Below are 21045 nucleotides of genomic sequence, written 5' to 3'. Positions count from 1 at the left end.
CGATCTCACTGGATCTGCCTTCCATGGCAGGCGGTTTCAGTCCGGATCCAGGGGCATACGGGTTCAAGGCGCGATCCATATCTGAAACTATATCAATCAATCGCAAAAATACGATACGGTCGGATTTCTCCCGATGTCTCACCGAAAACGGCGCTGTCTGGCCGAAGTACGCGAACACACCGATCTGTCAGCAACGAACAACTACAGGTTTACCTCGACGAATTCACGTTCCGCTACAACAGACGCAGCACGCCCATGGCTGCGTTCCAGACTCTCCTCGGTCTTGGCAGTCGGCAGCCGCCGACTACCTACCGCCAAATCACAGAAAATGGCCGAAACGCAAGACATGACCTGAGCTAACCGTTCACCCACTACCTACCTTATGTAAAGAAAGCCCTTCGGCCATTGCTTGGTCGATGTGCGTGGGAAGCGTTGCTAGTCTCTGAAGTGGATGTACTTGGATGCTGAGGTGGCGACAACACGGGTGCCACAACCTGCTCGGGTGGCGTAGGTGTACTCCTCGATTACCGCGGTCCCGCTGCCGACAGCCGCCACCCAAGCTACATGGTTTCCCAAGCCATTCCAGTCAACGGACCCGATGCGCGATGTGATGTTCAACTAGCGAAAGAGAGCTGACTTGCCAAGGAACGCGAAGAGGCTGCCTGACGGACGGATTATCGCTGCCGACGACGAAAGTATGGATTCTGCCTTTCAGAGCATGGCGACGACCCTCGCCAGCCTCCGACCCGGGGAAACACTTCTTGACTTCGTAGCTCGCGGTCCCGAAGTGATTCGCGAGCATGTCGAAGCTATTGCTAAGGCGATCCGGAAAGCTGACGCGTTTGATGTCATCGAACTGATGCGGCTTCGCGAGACCCCGATGGTGCTCGAGGGCTACCGAGAGAGTCTCGCCGATCAGCGGCCCGCGGCGGTCGAGTTGGTTGCATTAATCCTGTTAGCGCGAGGAGTGCGCGGTCTGCCAGACGCCGACCCGAGGGCAGCAAACCCCGCCAAAGTAGTCCCCGACCTCACGAACGCGCGGGAGTACTACTCAGTGTGGGGCAGTTCATGCTTCTGTCGGACGGCCAGGCAGAGAAATTCGGTCCGCTGACAACCCTGGCGGCGACTTATGTAGGCCACGAGCTCAACGTGAAGTTCAAGCAATATGCTCACGTCCATGATGGGCTAAACGAAGCACTGTTCAGCAGTAAGCACCTCGGCACTATTCTGCTTGAAGCGCTTGGTTTTACGTACGAGGATTTTTTGGCTATTCGCGAAGCCATCAGATCGATCTATTTGGACCGCTTTTTTGCGGCGAGAGACATACTCGGTGATGTAGCGCAGGAGTGGGAGACAGACGGTCGAAACGACCAGTCGCCTGAGGCGTTGAGCAAGGTAGAGCCGCCCTTTACGATCTCATGTTCTTTCCAGGAAAGCGTGCGAGTTTCACCGCGAGAGAGATCGCCGATGCATCATCAGTGCCAGAAGACCGCGTAGGGCGAATACTTGAGCGGTTCCGCGTCTCATTCGGAGTCGAGGGCGAACCTGTCGCCGCAGTCGAATCCTTCCTGGCAGGCGACAATCCGTTCCGGAATGCGTCGCTTATCGCTGACGGTGCCGGCAATTATGTGACCATGAACGTGCCCATCGGGACGGATTGTTTCCGGCAGGTTATTGAGGCGGGGCTCAAGGCAACTCCGCCCGGTGGCGGCGGTATGAGAAGCGTCGCGTGACGGTAAGCGAGCAGCTTTCCGTCGAGTATCTGACGAAGCTGCTTGGAGCAGACGCCACCCATGTGAACCTCAAGTATTTCAGGTCGAATCCTGGAGTTGACTCATCGCAGTTAGCCTCGACCGCGGTCGAAATCACGTCCATAGCCGAGCAGACTGAGGCGGATGCGCTGTTCGTCATTGAGGACGTCGCGATCTGTGTCGAGGTCAAAGGGCGAAGCGTGTCGCATCAAGCGCGAGGTGGGCACGTGCAGCGCCTGACTGGAGACCTCCGATCCACGGTGGGCGAGGCCACCGATCAAGCGCTCCGTCTCGAGGGACTGATTCGCACCAACGGTGGGCTCTGGCTCGAAGATAAAACCTGGCTCGATTTGTCCGGAGTCCGAGAGGTGCGATCTATTGCAGTTTGCATCGACGACATGGGTCCCCTTGGGACAGCACTCGATGAATTGGTCCGTGGCAATGTCATCAAGAGTGATCGATTCCCTTGGATAGTCTCGCTGCATGATCTCGCGATCATCGCAGAGGTACTCGACCGGCCAGCAGAGTTCCTTCTTTATCTTCGCCGTCGCACCGAGTCGGAGGTCTCGCTAAAGTTCTGGGCCATTGACGAGCTTGATCTGTTCATGCTGTTCTTGTCCGGGCAGTTGTACGTGGAGCCCGACCCAGACCGCGTCAGCGAGGAGTTTCTAGGAGTTCGCCCTCCGTCCGGCGGTGATAGGCGGCGGCATCGCAGCCGTGCTGTCCCGACGCGGGTTATGACGCATACGGATCCGCTAGATGCCTGGGTCTACTACCAAGAGGGGTCGGTGGAGGAGCCGGCACCCAAGCCCATATTCGAAGCCCATCCTGTCGTGCTCAGCCTCGTCGACTTCTTACAGGACGGGAAGAAGCCTGGATGGTTCCGCTTCTCGGCAGATCGGCTGAATCTCGCCGAGGATGCTCAAGAAGGCCTCGGCCGTGGGATCAAGCGCCTGATCACCACGACGAACAATGACAGGCAGCCACACAACTTTTTCGTCGGCTTTGCCGGTGCCTGGGGCTACCCATCGCTTTTCATCGGGACTCAACCAGACGGGATGACCCAAATGGCCGCGAGTCACCGCCTGGCTACCTATGGGACAACCAAGAAACACCAAATCCAATCAGATCGAGCCCTCATGGTTTTGTTCGATCAACGCGGAAGTATCCGATCTGTGCGTTACGACAACAGCCCACCAGGAGACCGTCAGGATCTGGACGCGCTTAGCGATGCGATGGGCCTGTTACCCCCGGAGTTCATGGGGAGACCGATACCGCCGTCTGCTCGAAGAGCAACGAAGCGACTGAACGCCGGCAAGAAAAAGCGCCGGCGCCGGTAGATGCGCAAAATCACCGTTCCCGTGTTGGTGAGTAAATCAGGCCCGTGCAGAGGCGTCTTCCTCCTGACCGGGCATCGATGAGGAAATGCGGCAGGCGGGGACGCTAACAACCGGTAATACCGACACGGCTATGCGCAGGTGATGGTCTCCGTTATAGCTGCGATTCCAGGCTCCAGTGGGCTCAAAGTGGATTGACATTCCCAGGCGACTGTACAGGCCGTCGGGCTATGATCGTGCTTTCCGCGCTCACCTCGCACGCCGCATCCTACAGTCCAAGACGAAGATCAGAGTCCCTAGGATGAAATCCCAGGAGCGACTCGCAACTCCACACTCGGCGCCAGTCCTGCAGCGTTGTTTGAGGTGCTATTCTGTCGAAAAAATCAATGGGGGGAATTTTGGGAACGAGCCGACTGACGATATATCTATTGAGAAATGTCTCGCAGCCAGACGATGCGATTACTCCAGACAAGAATCCCAAGTCCCTAACCCTTGACCCATCTTCTGGAGTCGAGGGGAAGTTTTATTTTTCGTCTCGGCCCGCGGATCCGCCGGCATGGGTTTCATTCGTTCAGCCGATTCTTTCCTCACCGCTCCAGTCAGTGAAGACATCGTCTGCCTCGGGCCTCAGCGGCTTGGATCCCAGCTGCATGTCCTGATTGAAGGACGCTGGTTCGTTGTAAGCGACTCCCTGGTCGCAAAGGTTGATCAGTTCGCCGCCACATTGCCGACGTCCTCCACGACCCTAATTGACTCCAAGTCCGGGGAGATTGAAGCAAAATACAATGCTCGACTTGCCGATTCGTCGCCTTCGGACCTGCTCCTTCTGGAACATCGAATAGTTCGTGGGTTCCCCTGCCGCCCTCGCCGACAATCCCGACCGCATGGGAATCGTCGACCATGACCAAAGCACCGTACTGTTCGGCGAGGTCACAGATAAGGTCCAGGGGGGCATGGGAACCGTCCATCGAAAAGACGCCGTCGGTTACGATCACCTTTCGCCGTGCGTCGGAAACCTCCTTGAGCTGATGCTCGAGGTCTGCCATGTCGGCATTCCTGTAGCGGACGCGCTGCGCCTTGCATAGACGAATGCCATCGATCAGCGATGCATGGTTAAGCTCGTCTGAGATGATGGCATCCTCGGCGCCGAATAGTACCTCGAAGACACCGCCGTTGGCGTCAAAACAGGAAGAGTATAGGATCGTTGCCTCGGTACCAAGAAACGCGGATATTCTGGCCTCGAGGGATGTGTGCAGGGTTTGCGTGCCGCAGATAAACCGGACGCTGGCCATCCCGAAGCCCCACTCCTGCAGGGCATTTGACGCCGCTTCAATCACTGTGGGATGGTTGGCGAAACCCAGATATTTGTTGGCGCAGAAGTTCAGTGCTTCGGCTTTGGCCGTTGTAACGTGAACAGATTGGGGTGAGGTTAGCTCACGCTCGGTCCTATAAAGTCCGGCGGCGTAGATCTCCTCCAGTGTGGCCCGAAGCTCCTCTTTAATTGTCCCGTCCATTGGTGTGAAGCCTTTCATCGGCGGTACTTCTCAAAAAATTCGGCCCTGGTTCCTGCGAATGGTCAGCTCCAGTCGAGCACTACCTTGCCGCATTCGCCCGAGCGGGCTGTAGAGAAAGCATCCTGCCACTGCTCGGCTGGATAGCGGTGGGTGATGACCGAGCGTACTGTTTCGCTAAGGCTCGCGGAGGTTTGAAGCATTGAACTCATCGCATACCAGGTGTCGTACATCTCCCTGCCGTAAATGCCCTTGATCGTGATCATGTGTGTGATCACTTTGCTCCAATCAATTGGGAACGGGTCCTTGGGTAGGCCGAGCATTGCCACCTGCGCCCCGTGGTTGAGGTTGCGCAGCATGTCCTGCATCGCGATCGGACTGCCGGACATCTCAAGGCCGATGTCGAAACCCTCCTTCATCCCAAGCTCTAGCTGGGCGTCAGACAGTGCTTGGTTGTTCACGTTGACGACCAAATCCGCGCCTGCACCTTTGGCCAGGCAGAGGCGGTAGTCGGAGATGTCTGTTACCACCACGAAGCGTGCACCGGCATGGCGGGCGATGGCTGCGGCCATGATCCCGATCGGACCGGCACCTGTTACAAGCACGTCCTCACCGGCGAGTGGGAAGGATAGAGCGGTGTGGACGGCGTTTCCGAGCGGGTCGAATAGCACGCCAACATCGGGGTCTAAATTGTCCGGGTGGACCCACACGTTGCTCTCCGGGATGACGACGAAGTCGGCGAAGGCGCCGTCTCGGTTGACGCCGACGCTGCTGGTGCGGATACATACGTGCCGGCGTCCCGCCCGGCAGTTGCGGCACATCCCGCAGACGATGTGGCCCTCACCGGATGCTTTCTGCCCCACTTTGACAGTGCTGACATCCACGCCGATTTCAACCACCTCGCCGAAAAACTCGTGTCCGATTACCAGTGGTGGCCTGACTGTGGAGGCCGCCCAGTCGTCCCATTGTTCAAGGTGTAGATCGGTGCCACACAGCCCTGCTCGAAGCACCCTGATCTTCACATCACCCGGGCCGGTCTTGGGTTCGGGGCGCTCAACGAGCTCAAGTCCGCGGCCTGCGGAGGTTTTAGCCAGCGCTCTCATTTGGTGAGGGCCTTTCGTGTAGACGTTGCAGAGATCGAGCGCTGTTGCTCCCACCTTGGGCAAGGAACAAGTTCATGATCAGGGCCCGTGGGTGTGGGCACGAAGCAGTTATCGGGCGGAATCTCCGGCGCATTCACCCCTTGATGGCCCCCCCGGTCAGTCCGCTGACGATGAATCGCTGGGCGAAGAACGCCAGAGCGATGATCGGTATGGCCAGTAGCACGCTGGCCGCGGCGATGATCTGGTAGAGGGAGGTATCCTCGGCTATGCCGAAGGATGCGATGAATACCGAGAGCGTAGTGGCATTTTGCTGCGTGAGTACCACCGGAATGAGGTACTCCTGAATGGCAAGGAGAAAAGTGAAGATGCCTGCGGTGAGCAGACCCGGCCCTGCCAGGGGCAGGATGACGTGCCGGAATGCGGCAAACCGGCTGCATCCGTCGATTTGTGCCGCTTCCTCGAGCTGTCGGGGAAGTTCGGCGAAGAAATTCCGAAGCAGCCATATGGTGAACGGTTGGTTGACCGCGACCAGGGCAATGATGAGCATCATCTGGGTGTCATAAATGTTCAGGGCCTGCGCGATGGTATAAAACGGCAACGCAACGACGAAGCGGGGAAGTGCCCGGAAGACAAGAGCAAGAATCAGCAGCCATAGGGCGATCGATGAGTCGTATCGTGAAAGAGCGTAGGCGGCCGGGGCCCCCACAGCTAGGGAAATGATTACCGTGATAACGGCAACCACTATTGTGTTTAGCCCGATTTCAGCGAATCTTGTCGCGTACCAAAGTTCTTCGTAGGCACCGACCTGTGGCGTGAACGTCCATACCGGCGGCGAGACAAATGCGTCGGTATAGGGCTTCACCGATGTCAGTAATGCCCAAATAAACGGCAGGACCGAGGCGAGGGCAGCCAGCGAGAGTCCGGCGTATATCAGTACCGTCTTCCACCGTCGGCGCCGTCCGACGCTGGTGCTGCTTGTAACTGCGGTAAGTCGGCGGGGTTGGGGGCGGATTTTTACGGTGCTTGGTGCGCTCATGCGGTTTTCATCTCCTGCCAGGTTTGGCGTACGAACGGCACTAGGAAAATCAGGATGATGACAATTGTGATCACATTGATTGCGCTGGCGAGTCCGAGCTGCTGGGTCTCCCCTAGTGCGACGTTATAGACGTAGACCATCAGTGACTCGGTGCCGACGGTAGAGGCGGCAGGTGTGATCATGCGGATGCTGTCGAAGACCCGGAACCCGTCCATGATCGAGATCAGTGCGATGAATGCTAGGAACCCGCGCATGGAAGGCACCACTATGCGCCATTGGGTCTGCCACCAGGAGGCCCCGTCAATGGCGGCCGCTTCAATCCGCTCCCTCGGAACACCCTGAAGTGCGGCGAGCAGGACAAGGATGGCGAAGGCGGCCTCGTGCCAAATGCTGTGCAAAACCAGGAGCAACTTTGCCGCCGACGGATCTGTGAACCAGTCCGGAGCGAAGCCCAGCGGCTGCATCAGCAGGTTGACTAGGCCGCCAAAGGTGTCGTTGAACAGCCAGGAAAACACCAGCGCACCAATCACTGTGGGTACTACATAAGGCACAAGGAGCAGTCCAAGGAAAAAAGACCGGGCCTTCGGGCGGACCGCATTAAGCATCAGTGCCATCGCGTACCCGACGATGATCTTTCCGACGGTCATTCCTGCGGTGTATAGGGTGGTGAACCCCGCCGCCGCCAGGAAGCGGGCGTCCGTCAGAGTGGACGTGTAGTTGGCAAGCCCCACAAACTGGCCGGGATCACCGTAACTGACCCTCTGAAAACCGTTGTATACCGTCAGGACCAGCGGCCCGATCATCAGCGCGGTCATGAGCAGAGCGCTGGGGGCAACGAAGATCAGGAACTCTCGACGTCTCAGTGGACTCACCTCCTATCATCAGTGTCGCTGCGAACCGTGCGCACGGCCCGCATACTTCAGTATCCGGCGCTGGCCAGCGCCTCGGTCGCGGCCACATCTGCCTTGGTTAGAGCTTCCATGGGATCACCAGTGCCCGCGACCGCTTCGACTATCAGTGCACGGGTGCTCTGCTGAATCGTTGGCATGTATGGTTCCAACGGCAGTGTGTCCGCGCCTGCCTCCAATGTGGCCAGCGCAGCATCCCAGTAAGGCGCCTTGGCCTGCAGCTCCGGGTTGTTCAGCATGCTGGTGCGTGAGACGATGGCGAATGGAGCGCCTGTGGTCATTGCATCCTCCCCAATCGAGGTGGCCGTAACTCCTGCCAGGGTTTCGAAGTCCACCCCGGAGTTTTTAGCGATCGCGAATCCGTCCTGGGTCCACTGAGCAGCCGGCGTACCACCGGCCACTGCGGCCGGCGCAGGGGCGAAGGCGAAGTCATCGGCGAAATTACTCAATGCCGGGTCGATAAGTGTGGCCGCCCGCCCGGCGTAGACGATGCCCATGACAGACTGGCCGTTCTGCAGGGCGGCGACGGCTTTTGCGTTATTCAATGTAAGGGCGTCGCTGGACATATATGAGCTCAGCTTCCTCAGATCATTGATGGCGGCCACGCCGGCGGGGCTGGCCAACGTGGGCCTGCCTTCGTCGTCAACCCATGATCCTCCGTGGCTGGTGAGCGCGTTGTTGAAGGCCGTGGAGATGTCACTGTCCGCGTTGAAGGATGCGGTGAAAGGAGCATCGCTCACGCCGGCTGCTCTGATTTTCTCAGCTGCCGCGTAGAGCTCCTCATAGGTCGTTGGAGGCTCAATGCCCAGATCGGTCAGTATGTCTTCGCGGTACATCAGAATGTGAACATTCTGCTGGTTGGGCAACGCGTAGAGCTGTCCGTCGTAGCTCATCTTCTCCAGCAGTTCCGGATCGATGTCGTCTATGCCGGCGGCCTCACCGTTTTCGGCCACCCAGTCGTCCAGCGGAGCGAGCCATCCTTTGGACGCGTACTCCACGAGGGTTGTGTTGTAAACCTCGATGATGTCGTAGGAGCCGTTTCCGGCTGGCTGGGACAGGGACAGCGGCGCCTTTTCGAGTTGCGCGGAGAAGTCCACCGGGGAGTGGTTGACCGTGAGATTCTCGACGCCGCTGCAGGAAGTCATTGCCGTGGAGAATGGGTCGATGCCGGGCGCCCCGAAGGCCAGGACATTCACGGTGGCGGGCTCGGTGGATCCTTCGGCCACGCACGATCCATCCGTTCCGCCGGCAACTTGACTGCCCGCTCCGCAGCCGGCAAGAGACACCGCCGTCAGCACGGTGAGGGCGGACAGGACGGAACGCTTACCCATAACTTGGGACTGGCGCATTGCATCACCTCATGATTTTGTGCCCTTCCGGGCATGAATACGTATGTACTACACTGTGACCTGCCACACTGTTTGTCAAGGGGATTGCGGACAGAAGTATTATTCGGACAGCGGCTGTCGGTCGAATCCCAGCACTGAACTACTGGAACGGAGGTGTCCCTTGACGGCCACCAGTCACGACGTTGCCCGGCTCGCCGGGGTTTCACAACCCACCGTCTCGCGGGCGCTGCGCGGCGATCCGCGGGTCACTGCGGAAACCCGCCAAAGGATTGCGGACGCGGCGCTGGCGCTCAATTATATCCCCAGTCAGATGGGTCGTTCACTGTCCACCCGGGCCACCCACCGGGTGGCCGTCGTGGCCGATCTGAGCAACCCGCTGTACCCACTTATCGTTCCGTCCATTCATGACGCCTTGGAAGCCCGCGGATACCGGATGGTCCTGCTCGCCGAGCGCGATGACGACAGCTCAGGCTACGCCGCCCTGCTGGACCACTCGGTCGACGGAGTGCTGCTGACCACGGTACGCCGACATTCGCCGCTGCCGTTCACGCTGCAGCAGCGGAAGATTCCCATGGTCATGCTGAACCGCACCAGCGAAACAATAGACGTCGATAGCGTCGTGGCGGACAACAGGGTGGCGGGCCGGGCGGCAACGGAACTGCTCCTGGAAGCCGGTCACCGCGAGATCGGCCTGCTTGCCGGACCGGATGAGACCTCCACCAGCCGCGACCGCGAAATGGGAATTCGCGATGCCATGGCCGATGCCGATGTGCCGCTGAAGCCCAGCCGGATCGTGCGGGGATGGTTTGGACACGACTCCGGAGACAAGGGTATGCGCCAGCTCATGGGATCGGCGTATCCCCCCCGTGCGGTGGTGTGCGTGAGCGACTCGGTGGCCATCGGTGCCCTTAATGCTGCCCGTGACCTTGGACTGCGGGTGCCCGAAGACGTGTCCCTGGCCGGTATCGACGATGTCCCTGCCGCCGCTTGGCCCATCTGCAATTTGAGCACCATCGGGGTGCCGCTTGACAAAATGTCCATGGATGCGGCGAACCTTCTTATTGACCGGTTGACAGGTGTTTTGACCGGCCCGCCGGTCAATCGTGTCCATACAATAAGACCTGTTCCGCGCGGCACGCACGCTTAGATCGCCAACGGCCAATCAAATCACCTCGAAGGTGTAGGTGCTCTTGACACGCTCGCCTTACATACGTATACATGACTTATGACAGCCAACATCGTACAAATACCCACGGGTCAGTTCGTCGACGAGACGGAACTGAAACGCCGTACTATCCGACAAAACGACTATGTCAGCTGTAACCAGGCGTTCATAGATTGCCGTACGCCGGGCAGCGACACCAAGGAGAACTACTCGATCATCGGGCCCGGAGTGACGCAGAGTGCGCAGCAGGTCGTGAACCTGCGCGAGCCGCACGGGTTCAATATCGGCGCCGCGGCGATGCCCGACGGCGTGGTCAACAATCTGCATCTGCACTTCACGGCCGAAGTGTTTCTGAACTGGCGTGGCACTTGGAGGATTCGCTGGGGAGCCGACGGAACAGACGGGGACTTCCTATGCGAGGAAGGGGACATCGTCAGCGTTCCCACCTGGATCTTCCGCGGATTCACCAACATCGGCGGCACCCATGGCTGGTTGTTCACCATACTTGGGTTCGACAACACCGGCGGGATCATCTGGGGCCCATCCGTGCTGCGTGAGGCCGAGACGCACGGCCTGTACCTGACCATCGAGAATGAACTGATCGACACAGTTGCCGGAGACGAGTTACCGGAAAATGTGGAAGTGGTTCCCCCCATGCCACAAAACGAAATAGATAGCCTGCGCACCTGGACCGCCGAGCAGATGCAACAACGGGTTGTGCGCCAGCGGGATCTGAACTGGAGCAGCAGGCCGTTCCTGTGCAGTGAGCTGCCCGGCGGCGGTGCCGAACTGGCCACGGTCATTGGATACGGCATGAGCGAGGACCGCGACCAGGTCCCCCCGATCCATTACCCTCACAACTTCAACGCAGCCTGGCTCCGCGCCGTCACCGATGAGGGTATGCTGCAGCACCGGCACGACCACAGCCAAGTGCTGATGGGTTACCGCGGCCGGTGGCTGGTGACCTTGAACGAGGGAGACCTGCAGGTGACCACCGAGCTCAACCCAAACGACTCACTCTCCGTGCCGGTAGGGGCATGGCGGACCTTCACCGCGCTCAGCGACGACGCCCAGATGCTGGTTATCAACAGCGGTGACGGGCGCGTCCGGCTCCAGTGGCCGGAAGAATCAATCCGCCATGCAGTCGACAAGGGATACGCCTCCGATGCCGCTGGATACGTCGCCGCCTATAACGTTGTGCGTTACTCCACCATCGACGACTGACGTGCGGGCCGGACGGTGACTAAGCAGACACAGCAGCAGATTCGTACCTGGATCCGGATTCCAGGCATGCTGTGTACGGCGGAAATCTTCACAGTCATGGATCCGTATCTACTCACTTCCGGTCAAGTTGTCGATGTTCCGATCGAGGGTGCGAGCCTGGACAGTGCGGCAGAAACCCTACTGCGCCTGGTCCTTGAAAAGGACCGGCCGGTGGGCGTGATGGGAGTGTCTCTGGGCGCAATCATTGCTATGGCGGCTGCGGCTCAAAACCCGACCGCCTTTGACGCTGTTGTGCTGATCTCCACCAACCCACAGGCACCACGGCCGGAACAATTCGATGCCTGGTCGCTCATGGTGAGCCGCGTAGCCGACGGCGAGTTTCCCGAGCTGGCGGACGAACTGGTGCCTGCACTGTTTGCCCCGAAGAGAGCAACCGCCCGGTTGCTGCAGGTGGGGCGGTCCATGGCAGGGCAGTTGGGGCAGCAGGCACTGCTCAAACAGCTTCAGGTACAACGAAGCAGGAGGGACCTGCGACCGGAGCTGCTGCGTATCAACGCACCCACCCTCGTTATCGCCGGATCCGCAGACCAGCTGTGCGGCAGGCAACCACATCAGGACATCACGGCGGCCATCCCCAATGCCCAGCTTCACATTCTGGAAGGCTTCGGCCACCTGATGACGCTAGAGGATCCTGCAACAACAGCCGGCCTCATCAACCAATGGACCACAAGGAGCAACTCATGAAATTGTCCCCCCCGGGACTTCATCCGTACGGATTCAACGGACCCGTCGAGTACATCGAACGTATAACGGACGACATTTGGAATCTACCGGACCGCGATCCCTCCCTGATCCGTAGGTATTACGCCCCGCACACCGCCATTCACCTCGATGCCGGGGACCTGGTCGGCGACGAATTAGTTATCGCCAATACCAATGCACGCCTGCGCAGCTATCCCGATTTCCACGGTGTGATCGACGACACGATCTGGACAGGTTCAGAGGACGAAGGATACCGCACATCCATGCGATGGACCTGGACTGGAACCGACACCGGCGGCACCGTGTTCGGAACAGCGACTGGACGGCCGGTGACCTTCACCGCAATTGCAAACTGCATTGTGCGCGGGGAGGTCATCGTGGAGGAGTGGCTCGGAGCGAACCCGCTTTCACAAGCCCGGCAACTTTGTCACGGCACCGATGCGGCAGTGCGGGCCACCCACTATCCCAAGGTGCCTCTCGTCGCTGTTCCAACGTTCGGCTTCACCCCCACATCCGCTGGTGAGGTGGTCCAGCGGGCGTTCACCAGTGCGCTGGATGGCAGAATCACACCCGGTCTATACGCCCCTGACTGCCGCAACCACTTCGCCCCTGACCGGAACGAGGTTGGAGTAGCTGCTGTGGAGGCCTGGGCAGCCGGATTACGTGCCGCGCTGGACCAATTCACCGTACATGTCGATGATCAGTACGCACTGCCGTCACATAGAGGCATGCCGGACCGGGTCGCGACGCAGTGGCGGATCATCGGCACCGGCCCCAAAGGGCCCGTCCAACTCAGCCTCATAAGCCACCACCACCTGAATGACGGCCGCGTCACGGCTCAGTGGTTGGCTTATGACGAACTCGCCCTCGCCCATCATGGCATCATCCTTCCTCAGCCCCCACTTCCTGACGATTCCCACCTTTGGAGCACTCCATGTCCCTAATACTTAAGCCAGCACTCACCACCGAGCACACAGGAAGCAGCCGCCCAGCGGTCCGCTCCACCGTCGAGGCGATCATCGACGACATCCGCAACCGCGGTGACGCAGCCGTCCGTGAGTATTCCCAAAAATTCGATGACTGGACCCCTGAGAATTTCCGGCTCTCCGCAGAGCAGATTAATCAGATCATCGCCAGCCTCCCCCAGCAGGTCATTGAAGACATCAAGTTCGTGCAAGCCCAGGTGCGGCGGTTCGCCCAGGCGCAGCGTGATTCCATGAAGGACGTCGAAGTTGAGACTCTTCCGGGGGTAATACTGGGGCATCGACACATCCCGGTCTCGGCCGCGGGCGCTTATATTCCCGGCGGCCGTTACCCGTTGACCGCGTCGGCGCACATGACCATCATCACCGCCAAAGTTGCTGGTGTCCCCCGCGTTGCTGCGTGCACTCCTCCCATCCGCGGAAAGATCCCCGCGGCCACCGTTGCCGCCGCCCATCTGGCCGGCGCGGACGAAATCTACCTGCTCGGAGGCGTGCAGGCTGTTACCGCCCTGGCCATGGGAACCGATGACATCCCACGCGTGGATCTCATTGCCGGCCCGGGCAACGCTTATGTCGCCGAGGCCAAACGTCAATTGTTCGGGGAGGTCGGCATTGACCTGTTTGCAGGACCAACAGAGATACTCATTATCGCCGACGAACATGCCGACCCGTTCATCGTCGCGGTGGACCTGCTTAGCCAAGCCGAGCACGGCCCTGATTCCCCCGCAGTCCTAATTACCACCAGCGTCGATCTGGGAACCAAGGTTCTTGAGCACATCCAGCAGATCCTGCCTGGGATGCCTACGAAGGATTACGCCGGGCCGGCCTGGAATGACCACGGTCAGATTCATGTCGTTGACTCCCTCAGCGAAGCGTATGCCCTTGCAGACACATTCGCCTCCGAACATGTCCAAGTACTCACACGGGAACCCCGCAGGGCACTGGAGCAGATGCATGACTACGGCGCGCTCTTCCTGGGTGAGGGCACGTGCGTCTCCTACGGCGATAAGGTAATCGGTACCAACCACGTGCTGCCGACGAAGGGCGCAGCCCGGTATACAGGAGGTCTGTGGGTGGGCAAATACCTCAAAACGGTCACCTATCAGGAAGTAACAGACAAAAAATCGTCTGCAATCCTCGGTGAGCTATGCGGGCGGGCAAGCCGGGTAGAGTCCTTTGAGGGCCACGCGCGCTCCGGCGACGTCCGGGCGAACAAGTACGCCGGAACGCCAATGCAGTGGGCGCCAGTGAACCAGACGGCCGGCAAGTCATGATCGGCCCGCTCACAGGCCGCACCGCACTCGTCACCGGAGCCGGAAACGGTCTCGGCCACGCCATGACGGAACATCTCACGATGGCCGGTGCCCGGGTGATCATGGTTGGACGAAACCTGCACAAGCTCACCAGGACTCGCGAAGACCTGAACCTCAGCGAGCATCAGTGCCGTCTGGAAACCTGTGATGTTACCGACCCCGCCTCGATTGCCGACCTCGCCCAGAGCCTTGGGGACGAAGAAATCTCTATCCTCGTTAATAACGCCGGTGTGCCCGGGCCTGTCGCTGACCTGGTTGACATCGACCCTTGGGACTGGGATCAGGTATTCGCAACCAACGTACGCGGAATTTACCTGATGTGCCGGGCATTCCTGCCTGCCATGACCAACGCGCGGTACGGGGATGTTATCAATATCGCGTCGGTCAGCGGCAAACGTCCTTTGGCCCGGCGAGCTCCGTACTGCGCATCAAAAATGGCGGTGATCGGACTTACCACAACCCTTGCAGCAGAGGCGGGCCCTTTCGGTGTCCAGGTCAACAGCCTGTCCCCCGGCCCTGTCCGAGGACCTCGCATGGAGCGCAACTTCCGACTCGAAGCCGAGCGCACAGGAGCCTCCTATGATGACGCTGAGGCGGCATTCGTCTCACGCGCCGCCTTGGGGCGAATGGTGGAAGAGGACGAGGTTGGGCAGGCGTTGGTGGCCATGCTGCAGATGCCCGGATTGACTGCCGCCGACATCGACTTATCGGCCGGAATGGTCGCCCGATGAGGGCGTCCACACCGCCGGAAGTGTTCAAGTCCCGCGTGGCAGCCGGTAGCCGGCTGCGCGGCCTCTTGGTGCGGGTGCCCGCGACAATGCTCATCGACATGGCGGGTTACAACGGTTTCGACTTCATCTTCCTTGACACCGAACATGGAATCTCCGACCAAAAGGATATCGTCGAACACATTACCGCCGCTCGCGCATCCGGCCTTCCTATTCTGATCCGCATCGGCGAAGGGGAGTCAGCTCTAGCCCTCCGCGTCCTGGATGCCGGGGCTGAAGGCATCATAGTGCCGCACGTCCGCGACGCTGAGGAAGCATCACTTGCGGTACAGATGGCGCACTACCCGCCGGTTGGCGGACGCGGATTCGCTACCTACACGGCGGCCGGCCGATGGGGCAAGGCTCCACCGTCAGAACATTTCGCCAAAGCTGAAGCAAGCACCATGGTCATCGCAATGATCGAGGATGCGGAAGGCGTGTCCAACGCCGCAGCTATAGCCCAGACCCCCGGAATCGACACCCTCTTCGTGGGGCCCTCCGACTTGGCGGCCGCGTTGGGCTATGACATCCTCAAGGCAGATGCCGCCCGGCTTCAGGTCTGGAGCGCCGCATCAGAGGCATGCCGTCCCATCATGGCAATCGTCTCCACCGCCACGCAGGCCCGGCAGGCCTGGACCCAGGGAGCCACAATGGTGGTCCTTAACGCCCAGTCCGCGATAGACAACTGCTTGGCCGACTGGACTGTCCATTCCTGACCGCAGAGTATGGCCCCTGTTTCGGCCTATACTCTGCGGTCACCCAGTGGCGGTCTAAGTTCGCTGTTCCGTCCTGGCCATCCCGTCGGCAAAGTCGCCAAGGTAATCAACGGTGAAGTGCATCAGCTTCTCCACCGAACCGACCGTGAAGTACTCGTCCGCCGCGTGTGCCCGGTCCCCATGGCCGATTCCGGCCACACTGAATGGGATCTGCTTCCCCAGAGCAGTGAACAGCGACGCCGGGCAGCAATTGTTCGCAATAGGCCAGACCGCAGTCTCCACCCCGTACCGGGCGGCCGTGACAATACCTGCATCGAGAAGAACATCATGATCGTCAGGCATCGGCGGGGCGCCCGCATAGCCGCGTGGAAGATCAATTTCGATATGGCTGTACCCCCGACGGTCCAGATGTGCGCGTAGTGCCTCGACGAACTCGGCAGGAGTCAGCCCGGGAGGGAATCGGAAATCGACCCGCGCACTGGCGGCACCCGGCAGCGCCGTATAAAATGTCGGCCCTTGGTAGCCGCCTGTAATCCCCTGAATATTCATGTTGACACCGATCATGTAGTTCTTGACATGGTCGACGATCTCCTTCCCACCAAGCGCTCGTTCAACATGCAGGTTGCCTAGCATGTTAGTGGCCCACATGGGATTCTCCCGAAAACCCGCTTCCACCGTTGCAATGTCATCGGCAAATCGAATAGATGCAGCTTCAGCGACCGTCCCAACACCATCGATAGTGACACGCTGCTCGTCGTCGTACATGGTGGCAAGAGCACGCACCAGCTGCATCATTGGCGCGTCGATCCAAGCCGAATTCCCAGCCCAGATATGCCGCCCATCGGCGGGGCCGCCCCACTGCCCGCCCCGGCAAGTGATCTGCGCAAAAACACTACCCTTAAAGCCCCGGCGCAGTGTCATGACTCCTGCTGAGTTCTGCTGCATGCAGGGCAACCATATACCGTCAGCGCTCAGCAGAAGAGCCCGATGTTCTTCGACAAATGTAGGCAAACTCGGGCTGCCGATCTCTTCTTCCCCTTCAATCACGAAGATCAGGTTCACAGGAAGTTCCACTCCTGCCCGCTGCATGGCCTCAACGGCGAGAATCGCAGCGATAACGGGACCCTTGTGATTGTTCGCTCCCCGGCCAGCAACAACCGCACCCAAATGCGGCAGCAGTCCCAGATCGCGGGCATCGACTATTTCAGCACCCATGGGATCCACGGTCCAATCCGCTGCCATCGTGGGGGTCACATCGTAAAGTCCATACACGATCAAAGTTGGCGCTGACGGCTTCGGTGAGCGAGCTGTTCCCAAGATGATGGGATAACCGGCAGTCGGTACAACCTCTGCGTCAGGGCATACCCGTCCCAGTAACTCGGCGAAATACTCCGCCGCAGCCTCTATGCCTTCGCCTGTATCGCTAAACGATGGAAGACGCAGCGCCCGGCGTACCTCCTCCAAGAACGTGGTTTCACCCGCATCTATATGTTGATGAGCGGCTAATAACTCCTGGCGGGCACCCGAACTGGTTATAGTCATAAAGATCAGTATCTGGCATGCATACGTATTCTTCAACAAGCACTTAGGCTGTGGTTCCGCTCCCGCGGGGTCTGGGTGCCAGCCAACGTTGTGCGACATGGAGCGGCCGATCTCGAGGTCATCGCAGCGGATGTCCTGGTCGAAGACAGCGATTTGACCCGCTACTGAGCCCGCCGCCGTCCGCGAGCACGCAGATAGGGTCGGTTGGAGCGTGTGGCAACGCAACGACGTGATCAGTTCGTTGCGGCTGCTCAGACCCTGCGGCCCGCCCCAACTGCCGAAGATCCGCGCCGCCGACGTCCCCTAACTGCGCCGCTATTCCGGCAACGTCATCTCCACGATCGACGTCTTGCCGCGCGGCCGGCCTGCTCATCGACTTCAGCGACGGACACCTGGTACTGGGCAACCGCGACATCCCGCTGGCCGCGCCCGTGCGCACCCGCCTTGCAGCCTGGCTGGGCCACCGCCACCGGACCTGGCCAGGCAGCGCCAACCCGCACCTGCTCATCAACCGACGAAGCGCGCCCAGGCTCATCCCCGTCGGCCCGCAGTTCCCCTGGCTAGGCCTCACGCTGCGACCCCAAGCGCTGCGCGAGGACCGCATCCTGCACGAAATTCACGCCACCGGCGGCGACATCCGCCGAATCTGCGACCTGTTCGGGCTCAGCGTCGAAGGCGCCACCCGCTACCTCAACACCGTCGAACACCCCGACTTCACCATCGAGGGCGAACAAGTTCCCCGAACCTGAGCACCAACATAAGCTGCAATCCCCGAGCATGCTTAAGTTCAGGCCAAAAGCGTCAAAATTCACGCAAACTTCCCACCTTTGTCGTGCCAGCGCTTGTTGGTGTCGTTGAGCTTCGCTTCAACGCTGGTCAGTCCGATCTGGACGGGGATGCCGGGGCGTCCGCCTACTTTGATGAGGAACTTTCCGCGTCCGGGTGGCTCGACGTCGACGCCGCGTGAGTCCCACGCGGGCGGGTCTTGCCAGGACACGAGTTTTTGCTGTTCCTGGCGTGAGAGCGGGACGGCTTTGATCAGCAACGCCATTTCTGAGGCCGGGAGGCCACCGCAGATGACCATGCCCGAGCGCTCAACGAACCCATGCGCTTTCATCCGGTCCTCTTCGGCTTCCGCGAGCAGCCGGGTGTGGATCCTGTCCCAGGTGCCATCGCCGCTGAACCGTCGGTGGCGTTTCCACACCGTCTTCCACGACCCGAAGCACTCCGGCAAATCCCGCCACGGGATTCCTGCCCGGAACCGGTAAACTATGCCCTCGACCACCAGCCTGTGATCGTTGAGCGGACGGCCCGGGCTTCCGTCCGAGCTCGGCATCAACGGCTCAATCCGCGCCCGCTGGGCATCCGTCAAGACAGCAGTGAGTGACATACCTCCAGTCCCCCAAAGACCCTACCGATCAATTAGGAGACACGCCCTAGCAGGCTTGGTCCGCGGGGCAGGCTCAGGTCAGGCGCACCAGCGCCTGCACGGGGACGTGGTCACTGGGGTAGCGGTCATCCTGGCGGAAGGTGTTGATAGCTGTTTCGAGAACCTGCACGTCCGGCGTGGCGAGGATCCAATCGATCCGGTCAGCACCCTCGATCGGGTCTTTGTAGTTGGGGAAGGTTCCATAGGCGGGAGTGACCTTCTTCCCGGCTGTCGTCCAGGTGTCGTGGAAGACATCGCTGTCCACGAGTGTCGAGTACGCGCCTGAGGCGCCGGCATTCGCGTTGAAGTCGCCCGTGAGGATTGTGGGCAGGGGCGGGTTGATCGTCCTCACGAGGTTCACTATCGCCTGTGCGCTGCGGATCCGGGCATTTCCCGACTGGTGATCAAAGTGGGTATTGATGAGGACCAGTTCCCTTCCGGTCGAAGCATCCAGGAACCGGCCCCAGGTGACGATACGAGTCACGTTATTGCCCCACGTAGCCGATCCAATCAGGTCAGGCGTATCGGAGAGCCAGAACTGATCCCACGCCAGCAGGCTAAGCCTGCTGGCATCGTAAAAGATTGCTGAAAACTCCCCGTCGCTTCCGCCGTCCCGGCCGTATCCGATCATTTCGTAATGTTTTGGCAGTGCCGCTTCCACTGCCGTGAGTTGGTGGAACTCGGCTTCCTGAAGGCCAACGGCTGTTGGCTGCTCCAGTGCGAGGACCTTTTGCAGGGCAGGAATGCGCTCGGGCCAGTAGTCTGCCTGACCGGGGAGGGTTCCGCTGGCATCAAACCGGATATTGAAGCTCATGATGTGCAGGTCTTTGCGGCCCGCGGGTCCAATGACGCTTTTACCCTGAGCGTGAGCGGGCGAAGCGTTTCCTGCTATTGCTCCGGCAAGTCCAACTGCGCCGGCTGCGGTCAGGACACTGCGGCGGGTGACGGGCTTCTCAATGGGCATGGCGTCTCCTTCAAGAGAGGTTCGTTCCCATGGTTCACTCCGGATTGGAAGGCTTTGCGACGCCTGGATGAATTTCAGGGTGGATTCTGATGAAGTCACAGACACGGCAGGGGTGACACAGCGTTCATCGACTCGGGATCACCAAGGCAAATTGGCGTTCGCCGAATCTTTCAGCGCCCAATCAGAAGAGAATTCACAGGAGAAATCACGGCCACCATGGGGTGATGCGAAATACTCGGCCGACGAATGGCACACATGAACGGCCCCACGGATCTCTCCACGGAGTGACACCACTCGATACTGGGAACGCTGGCCCGCAGAGGGGACGGCCCCGGGGTGAGGTTTGGTGGGTAGTTCACCCCATTGTGAAACGCTATGACTGTGCGCAAGATACACATACACCATTCGTGATCTGGATCTTCAGCTAGCGATAATCCAAATAAGGAAGTAGGAAATATGAAACTTGCGTCAAAGCTCGCGGGCGCCAGCGCTCTGCTGGGGCTCGTGGCCGGTGCGATGCTGGCGGGCGCTCCGGGAGCCAACGCCTCCGGTACAGGTACTGCTTGCCCGATAAACCGGGTGTGTCTGTACTTCAACAGCAACTTTGAAGGTGCACGGGCGGACTTTGCATACAGCGACGCCGGTCTGGGCAACGAGCTCTTCACTGATGGCCCGGCCGGAGCGAACGGCTGGGGAGTCCAAGTCAACAACAACGCCGCCTCGCTGATCAACCGCACCGGATCGGGTGCCAATATTTATGATGGACGCGACTGCACGGGGGAGGCATGGGCTACCTACGGCGGAGAAAGACTCAACTTAGCCTCAATCGGTATGAAGAACAGGGTCAGTTCCATCCAGATAGATGGCGATTGCATCAACCGGGACCAGTCCTGGGCATGACGAGGCAAGGCCGGTTTCTCATAGCGCCCTAGTCCGAAAATGAGGCGGGTTAGGCGCTTAGGTGGGCATGGTGACGCTTCCGGCCGGTGGCCGGTCACGTGACTGGTTGGGCGGGGTCAGGCGGCTGTTGCCGGGGTGAGGGTGACGTTGTAGCCGAGGGCTTCGAGCTGGCGGATATGGCCGCGCTTCCTGGTGTCCGGATTGGTCCGCCGGGTGTAGTGGTCGGGGCCGAGGTCGTGGAAGCGGGTGTCGGGGTTGGCCAGTAGATGCCAAATGATCACGAGG

Annotated in this window: 18 protein-coding genes and 3 pseudogenes; 12 read left to right on the top strand and 9 right to left on the bottom strand. The window is 59.9% G+C overall.

All coding sequences use genetic code 11. The features are described from left to right. Positions 1–1056: 1056 nt before the first annotated feature. The 3 genes from Y708_RS30645 to Y708_RS30635 are packed head-to-tail and all read left to right on the top strand — an operon-like array spanning position 1057 to position 3091. Complete coding sequence (locus Y708_RS30645) at positions 1057–1497, top strand: hypothetical protein (RefSeq protein WP_162150154.1); 441 nt, start codon at positions 1057–1059, stop codon at positions 1495–1497. After that, the gene (locus tag Y708_RS30640) at positions 1479–1733 is read left to right on the top strand and encodes a hypothetical protein (RefSeq protein ID WP_026533822.1); all 255 of its coding nucleotides are present in this window, start codon (positions 1479–1481) and stop codon (positions 1731–1733) included. The genes Y708_RS30645 and Y708_RS30640 overlap by 19 nt, the downstream gene beginning before the upstream one ends. Beyond that, a complete protein-coding gene (locus tag Y708_RS30635; RefSeq protein ID WP_028278443.1) occupies positions 1730–3091 on the top strand; it encodes a hypothetical protein in 1362 nt (453 codons plus the stop codon). The genes Y708_RS30640 and Y708_RS30635 overlap by 4 nt, the downstream gene beginning before the upstream one ends. Before the next feature lie 833 nt (positions 3092–3924). On the opposite strand, the pseudogene Y708_RS21960 reads toward Y708_RS30635, so the two are convergent. From Y708_RS21960 to Y708_RS0100530, 5 genes and pseudogenes are all read right to left on the bottom strand, one after another. Beyond that, positions 3925–4602 (bottom strand): annotated as a pseudogene (locus Y708_RS21960) (aminotransferase class I/II-fold pyridoxal phosphate-dependent enzyme); the annotation flags it as partial. Between the two features lie 62 nt (positions 4603–4664). Continuing rightward, the gene (tdh, locus tag Y708_RS0100545) at positions 4665–5702 is read right to left on the bottom strand and encodes an L-threonine 3-dehydrogenase (RefSeq protein WP_028278442.1); all 1038 of its coding nucleotides are present in this window, start codon (positions 5700–5702) and stop codon (positions 4665–4667) included. A 133-nt stretch (positions 5703–5835) separates the two neighbouring features. Next, positions 5836–6738 carry a carbohydrate ABC transporter permease gene (locus Y708_RS21955; RefSeq protein ID WP_051478327.1) on the bottom strand — a complete coding sequence of 301 codons (903 nt, stop codon included), beginning with the start codon at positions 6736–6738 and terminating at the stop codon, positions 5836–5838. Next, the gene (locus Y708_RS0100535; protein WP_028278441.1) at positions 6735–7610 is read right to left on the bottom strand and encodes a carbohydrate ABC transporter permease; all 876 of its coding nucleotides are present in this window, start codon (positions 7608–7610) and stop codon (positions 6735–6737) included. The genes Y708_RS21955 and Y708_RS0100535 overlap by 4 nt, the downstream gene beginning before the upstream one ends. Before the next feature lie 47 nt (positions 7611–7657). Continuing rightward, the gene (locus Y708_RS0100530; RefSeq protein WP_081746389.1) at positions 7658–8995 is read right to left on the bottom strand and encodes an ABC transporter substrate-binding protein; all 1338 of its coding nucleotides are present in this window, start codon (positions 8993–8995) and stop codon (positions 7658–7660) included. Between the two features lie 160 nt (positions 8996–9155). On the opposite strand from Y708_RS0100530, the gene Y708_RS0100525 reads away from it, so the two are divergent. The 7 genes from Y708_RS0100525 (at position 9156) to Y708_RS21950 (ending at position 15925) form a co-directional block, all read left to right on the top strand. Next, a complete protein-coding gene (locus tag Y708_RS0100525) occupies positions 9156–10142 on the top strand; it encodes a LacI family DNA-binding transcriptional regulator (RefSeq protein ID WP_051478318.1) in 987 nt (328 codons plus the stop codon). 78 nt (positions 10143–10220) lie between these two features. After that, positions 10221–11384: a cupin domain-containing protein gene (locus Y708_RS0100520; RefSeq protein ID WP_051478306.1), complete on the top strand. Its 1164-nt coding sequence runs from the start codon at positions 10221–10223 to the stop codon at positions 11382–11384. Positions 11385–11399: 15 nt separating this feature from the next. After that, on the top strand, positions 11400–12128 hold the full coding sequence (locus Y708_RS0100515) for an alpha/beta fold hydrolase (RefSeq protein ID WP_155853587.1): 729 nt from the start codon (positions 11400–11402) through the stop codon (positions 12126–12128). Next, the gene (locus tag Y708_RS0100510; protein ID WP_028278436.1) at positions 12125–13090 is read left to right on the top strand and encodes a nuclear transport factor 2 family protein; all 966 of its coding nucleotides are present in this window, start codon (positions 12125–12127) and stop codon (positions 13088–13090) included. Before Y708_RS0100515 ends, Y708_RS0100510 begins: the two co-directional genes overlap by 4 nt. After that, the gene (hisD, locus tag Y708_RS0100505) at positions 13081–14403 is read left to right on the top strand and encodes a histidinol dehydrogenase (RefSeq protein ID WP_028278435.1); all 1323 of its coding nucleotides are present in this window, start codon (positions 13081–13083) and stop codon (positions 14401–14403) included. Before Y708_RS0100510 ends, hisD begins: the two co-directional genes overlap by 10 nt. Beyond that, positions 14400–15173 (top strand): SDR family NAD(P)-dependent oxidoreductase, encoded by a 774-nt coding sequence (locus Y708_RS0100500; protein ID WP_028278434.1) that lies wholly within the window; start codon positions 14400–14402, stop codon positions 15171–15173. Before hisD ends, Y708_RS0100500 begins: the two co-directional genes overlap by 4 nt. Then, positions 15170–15925, top strand: a complete 756-nt coding sequence (locus Y708_RS21950) for an HpcH/HpaI aldolase family protein (protein WP_051478298.1) — start codon at positions 15170–15172, stop codon at positions 15923–15925. Before Y708_RS0100500 ends, Y708_RS21950 begins: the two co-directional genes overlap by 4 nt. Positions 15926–15979: 54 nt before the next feature. Here Y708_RS21950 and Y708_RS0100490 read toward each other — a convergent pair whose 3' ends face one another. Beyond that, positions 15980–17506: a M20/M25/M40 family metallo-hydrolase gene (locus Y708_RS0100490; RefSeq protein WP_162150416.1), complete on the bottom strand. Its 1527-nt coding sequence runs from the start codon at positions 17504–17506 to the stop codon at positions 15980–15982. Positions 17507–17898: 392 nt separating this feature from the next. Here Y708_RS0100490 and Y708_RS30630 point away from each other — a divergent pair, with 392 nt between their 5' ends. Continuing rightward, a complete protein-coding gene (locus tag Y708_RS30630) occupies positions 17899–18216 on the top strand; it encodes a hypothetical protein (protein WP_028278432.1) in 318 nt (105 codons plus the stop codon). 59 nt (positions 18217–18275) lie between these two features. On the opposite strand, the pseudogene Y708_RS30625 reads toward Y708_RS30630, so the two are convergent. From Y708_RS30625 to Y708_RS0100475, 3 genes and pseudogenes are all read right to left on the bottom strand, one after another. Further along, positions 18276–18599, bottom strand: a pseudogene (locus Y708_RS30625) (ATP/GTP-binding protein); the annotation flags it as partial. Further along, positions 18594–18857, bottom strand: a pseudogene (locus Y708_RS30620) (transposase); the annotation flags it as partial. The pseudogenes Y708_RS30625 and Y708_RS30620, both read right to left, overlap by 6 nt. Positions 18858–18930: 73 nt before the next feature. Next, complete coding sequence (locus tag Y708_RS0100475) at positions 18931–19860, bottom strand: endonuclease/exonuclease/phosphatase family protein (protein WP_028278430.1); 930 nt, start codon at positions 19858–19860, stop codon at positions 18931–18933. Positions 19861–20316: 456 nt separating this feature from the next. Between Y708_RS0100475 and Y708_RS0100470 the strand changes: the two genes are divergently transcribed. Next, entirely contained in the window at positions 20317–20760 is a 444-nt protein-coding gene (locus tag Y708_RS0100470; protein WP_028278429.1) for a peptidase inhibitor family I36 protein, read from the top strand. Positions 20761–21045 lie beyond the last annotated feature (285 nt).

The sequence above is a fragment of the Arthrobacter sp. H5 genome (assembly GCF_000520595.1).
Lineage (GTDB): Bacteria > Actinomycetota > Actinomycetes > Actinomycetales > Micrococcaceae > Arthrobacter_D.
This window is presented reverse-complemented; position numbering and strand designations above follow the sequence as displayed.

Bases quoted from the DNA above. Each gene is read 5' to 3' on its own strand.
- tdh (WP_028278442.1), bottom strand. From the start codon at position 5,702: ATGAGAGCGCTGGCTAAAACCTCCGCAGGCCGCGGACTTGAGCTCGTT.
- Y708_RS21955 (WP_051478327.1), bottom strand. From the start codon at position 6,738: ATGAGCGCACCAAGCACCGTAAAAATCCGCCCCCAACCCCGCCGACTT.
- Y708_RS0100530 (WP_081746389.1), bottom strand. From the start codon at position 8,995: ATGCGCCAGTCCCAAGTTATGGGTAAGCGTTCCGTCCTGTCCGCCCTC.
- Y708_RS0100520 (WP_051478306.1), top strand. From the start codon at position 10,221: ATGACAGCCAACATCGTACAAATACCCACGGGTCAGTTCGTCGACGAG.
- Y708_RS0100510 (WP_028278436.1), top strand. From the start codon at position 12,125: ATGAAATTGTCCCCCCCGGGACTTCATCCGTACGGATTCAACGGACCC.
- hisD (WP_028278435.1), top strand. From the start codon at position 13,081: ATGTCCCTAATACTTAAGCCAGCACTCACCACCGAGCACACAGGAAGC.
- Y708_RS0100500 (WP_028278434.1), top strand. From the start codon at position 14,400: ATGATCGGCCCGCTCACAGGCCGCACCGCACTCGTCACCGGAGCCGGA.
- Y708_RS21950 (WP_051478298.1), top strand. From the start codon at position 15,170: ATGAGGGCGTCCACACCGCCGGAAGTGTTCAAGTCCCGCGTGGCAGCC.
- Y708_RS0100475 (WP_028278430.1), bottom strand. From the start codon at position 19,860: ATGCCCATTGAGAAGCCCGTCACCCGCCGCAGTGTCCTGACCGCAGCC.
- Y708_RS0100470 (WP_028278429.1), top strand. From the start codon at position 20,317: ATGAAACTTGCGTCAAAGCTCGCGGGCGCCAGCGCTCTGCTGGGGCTC.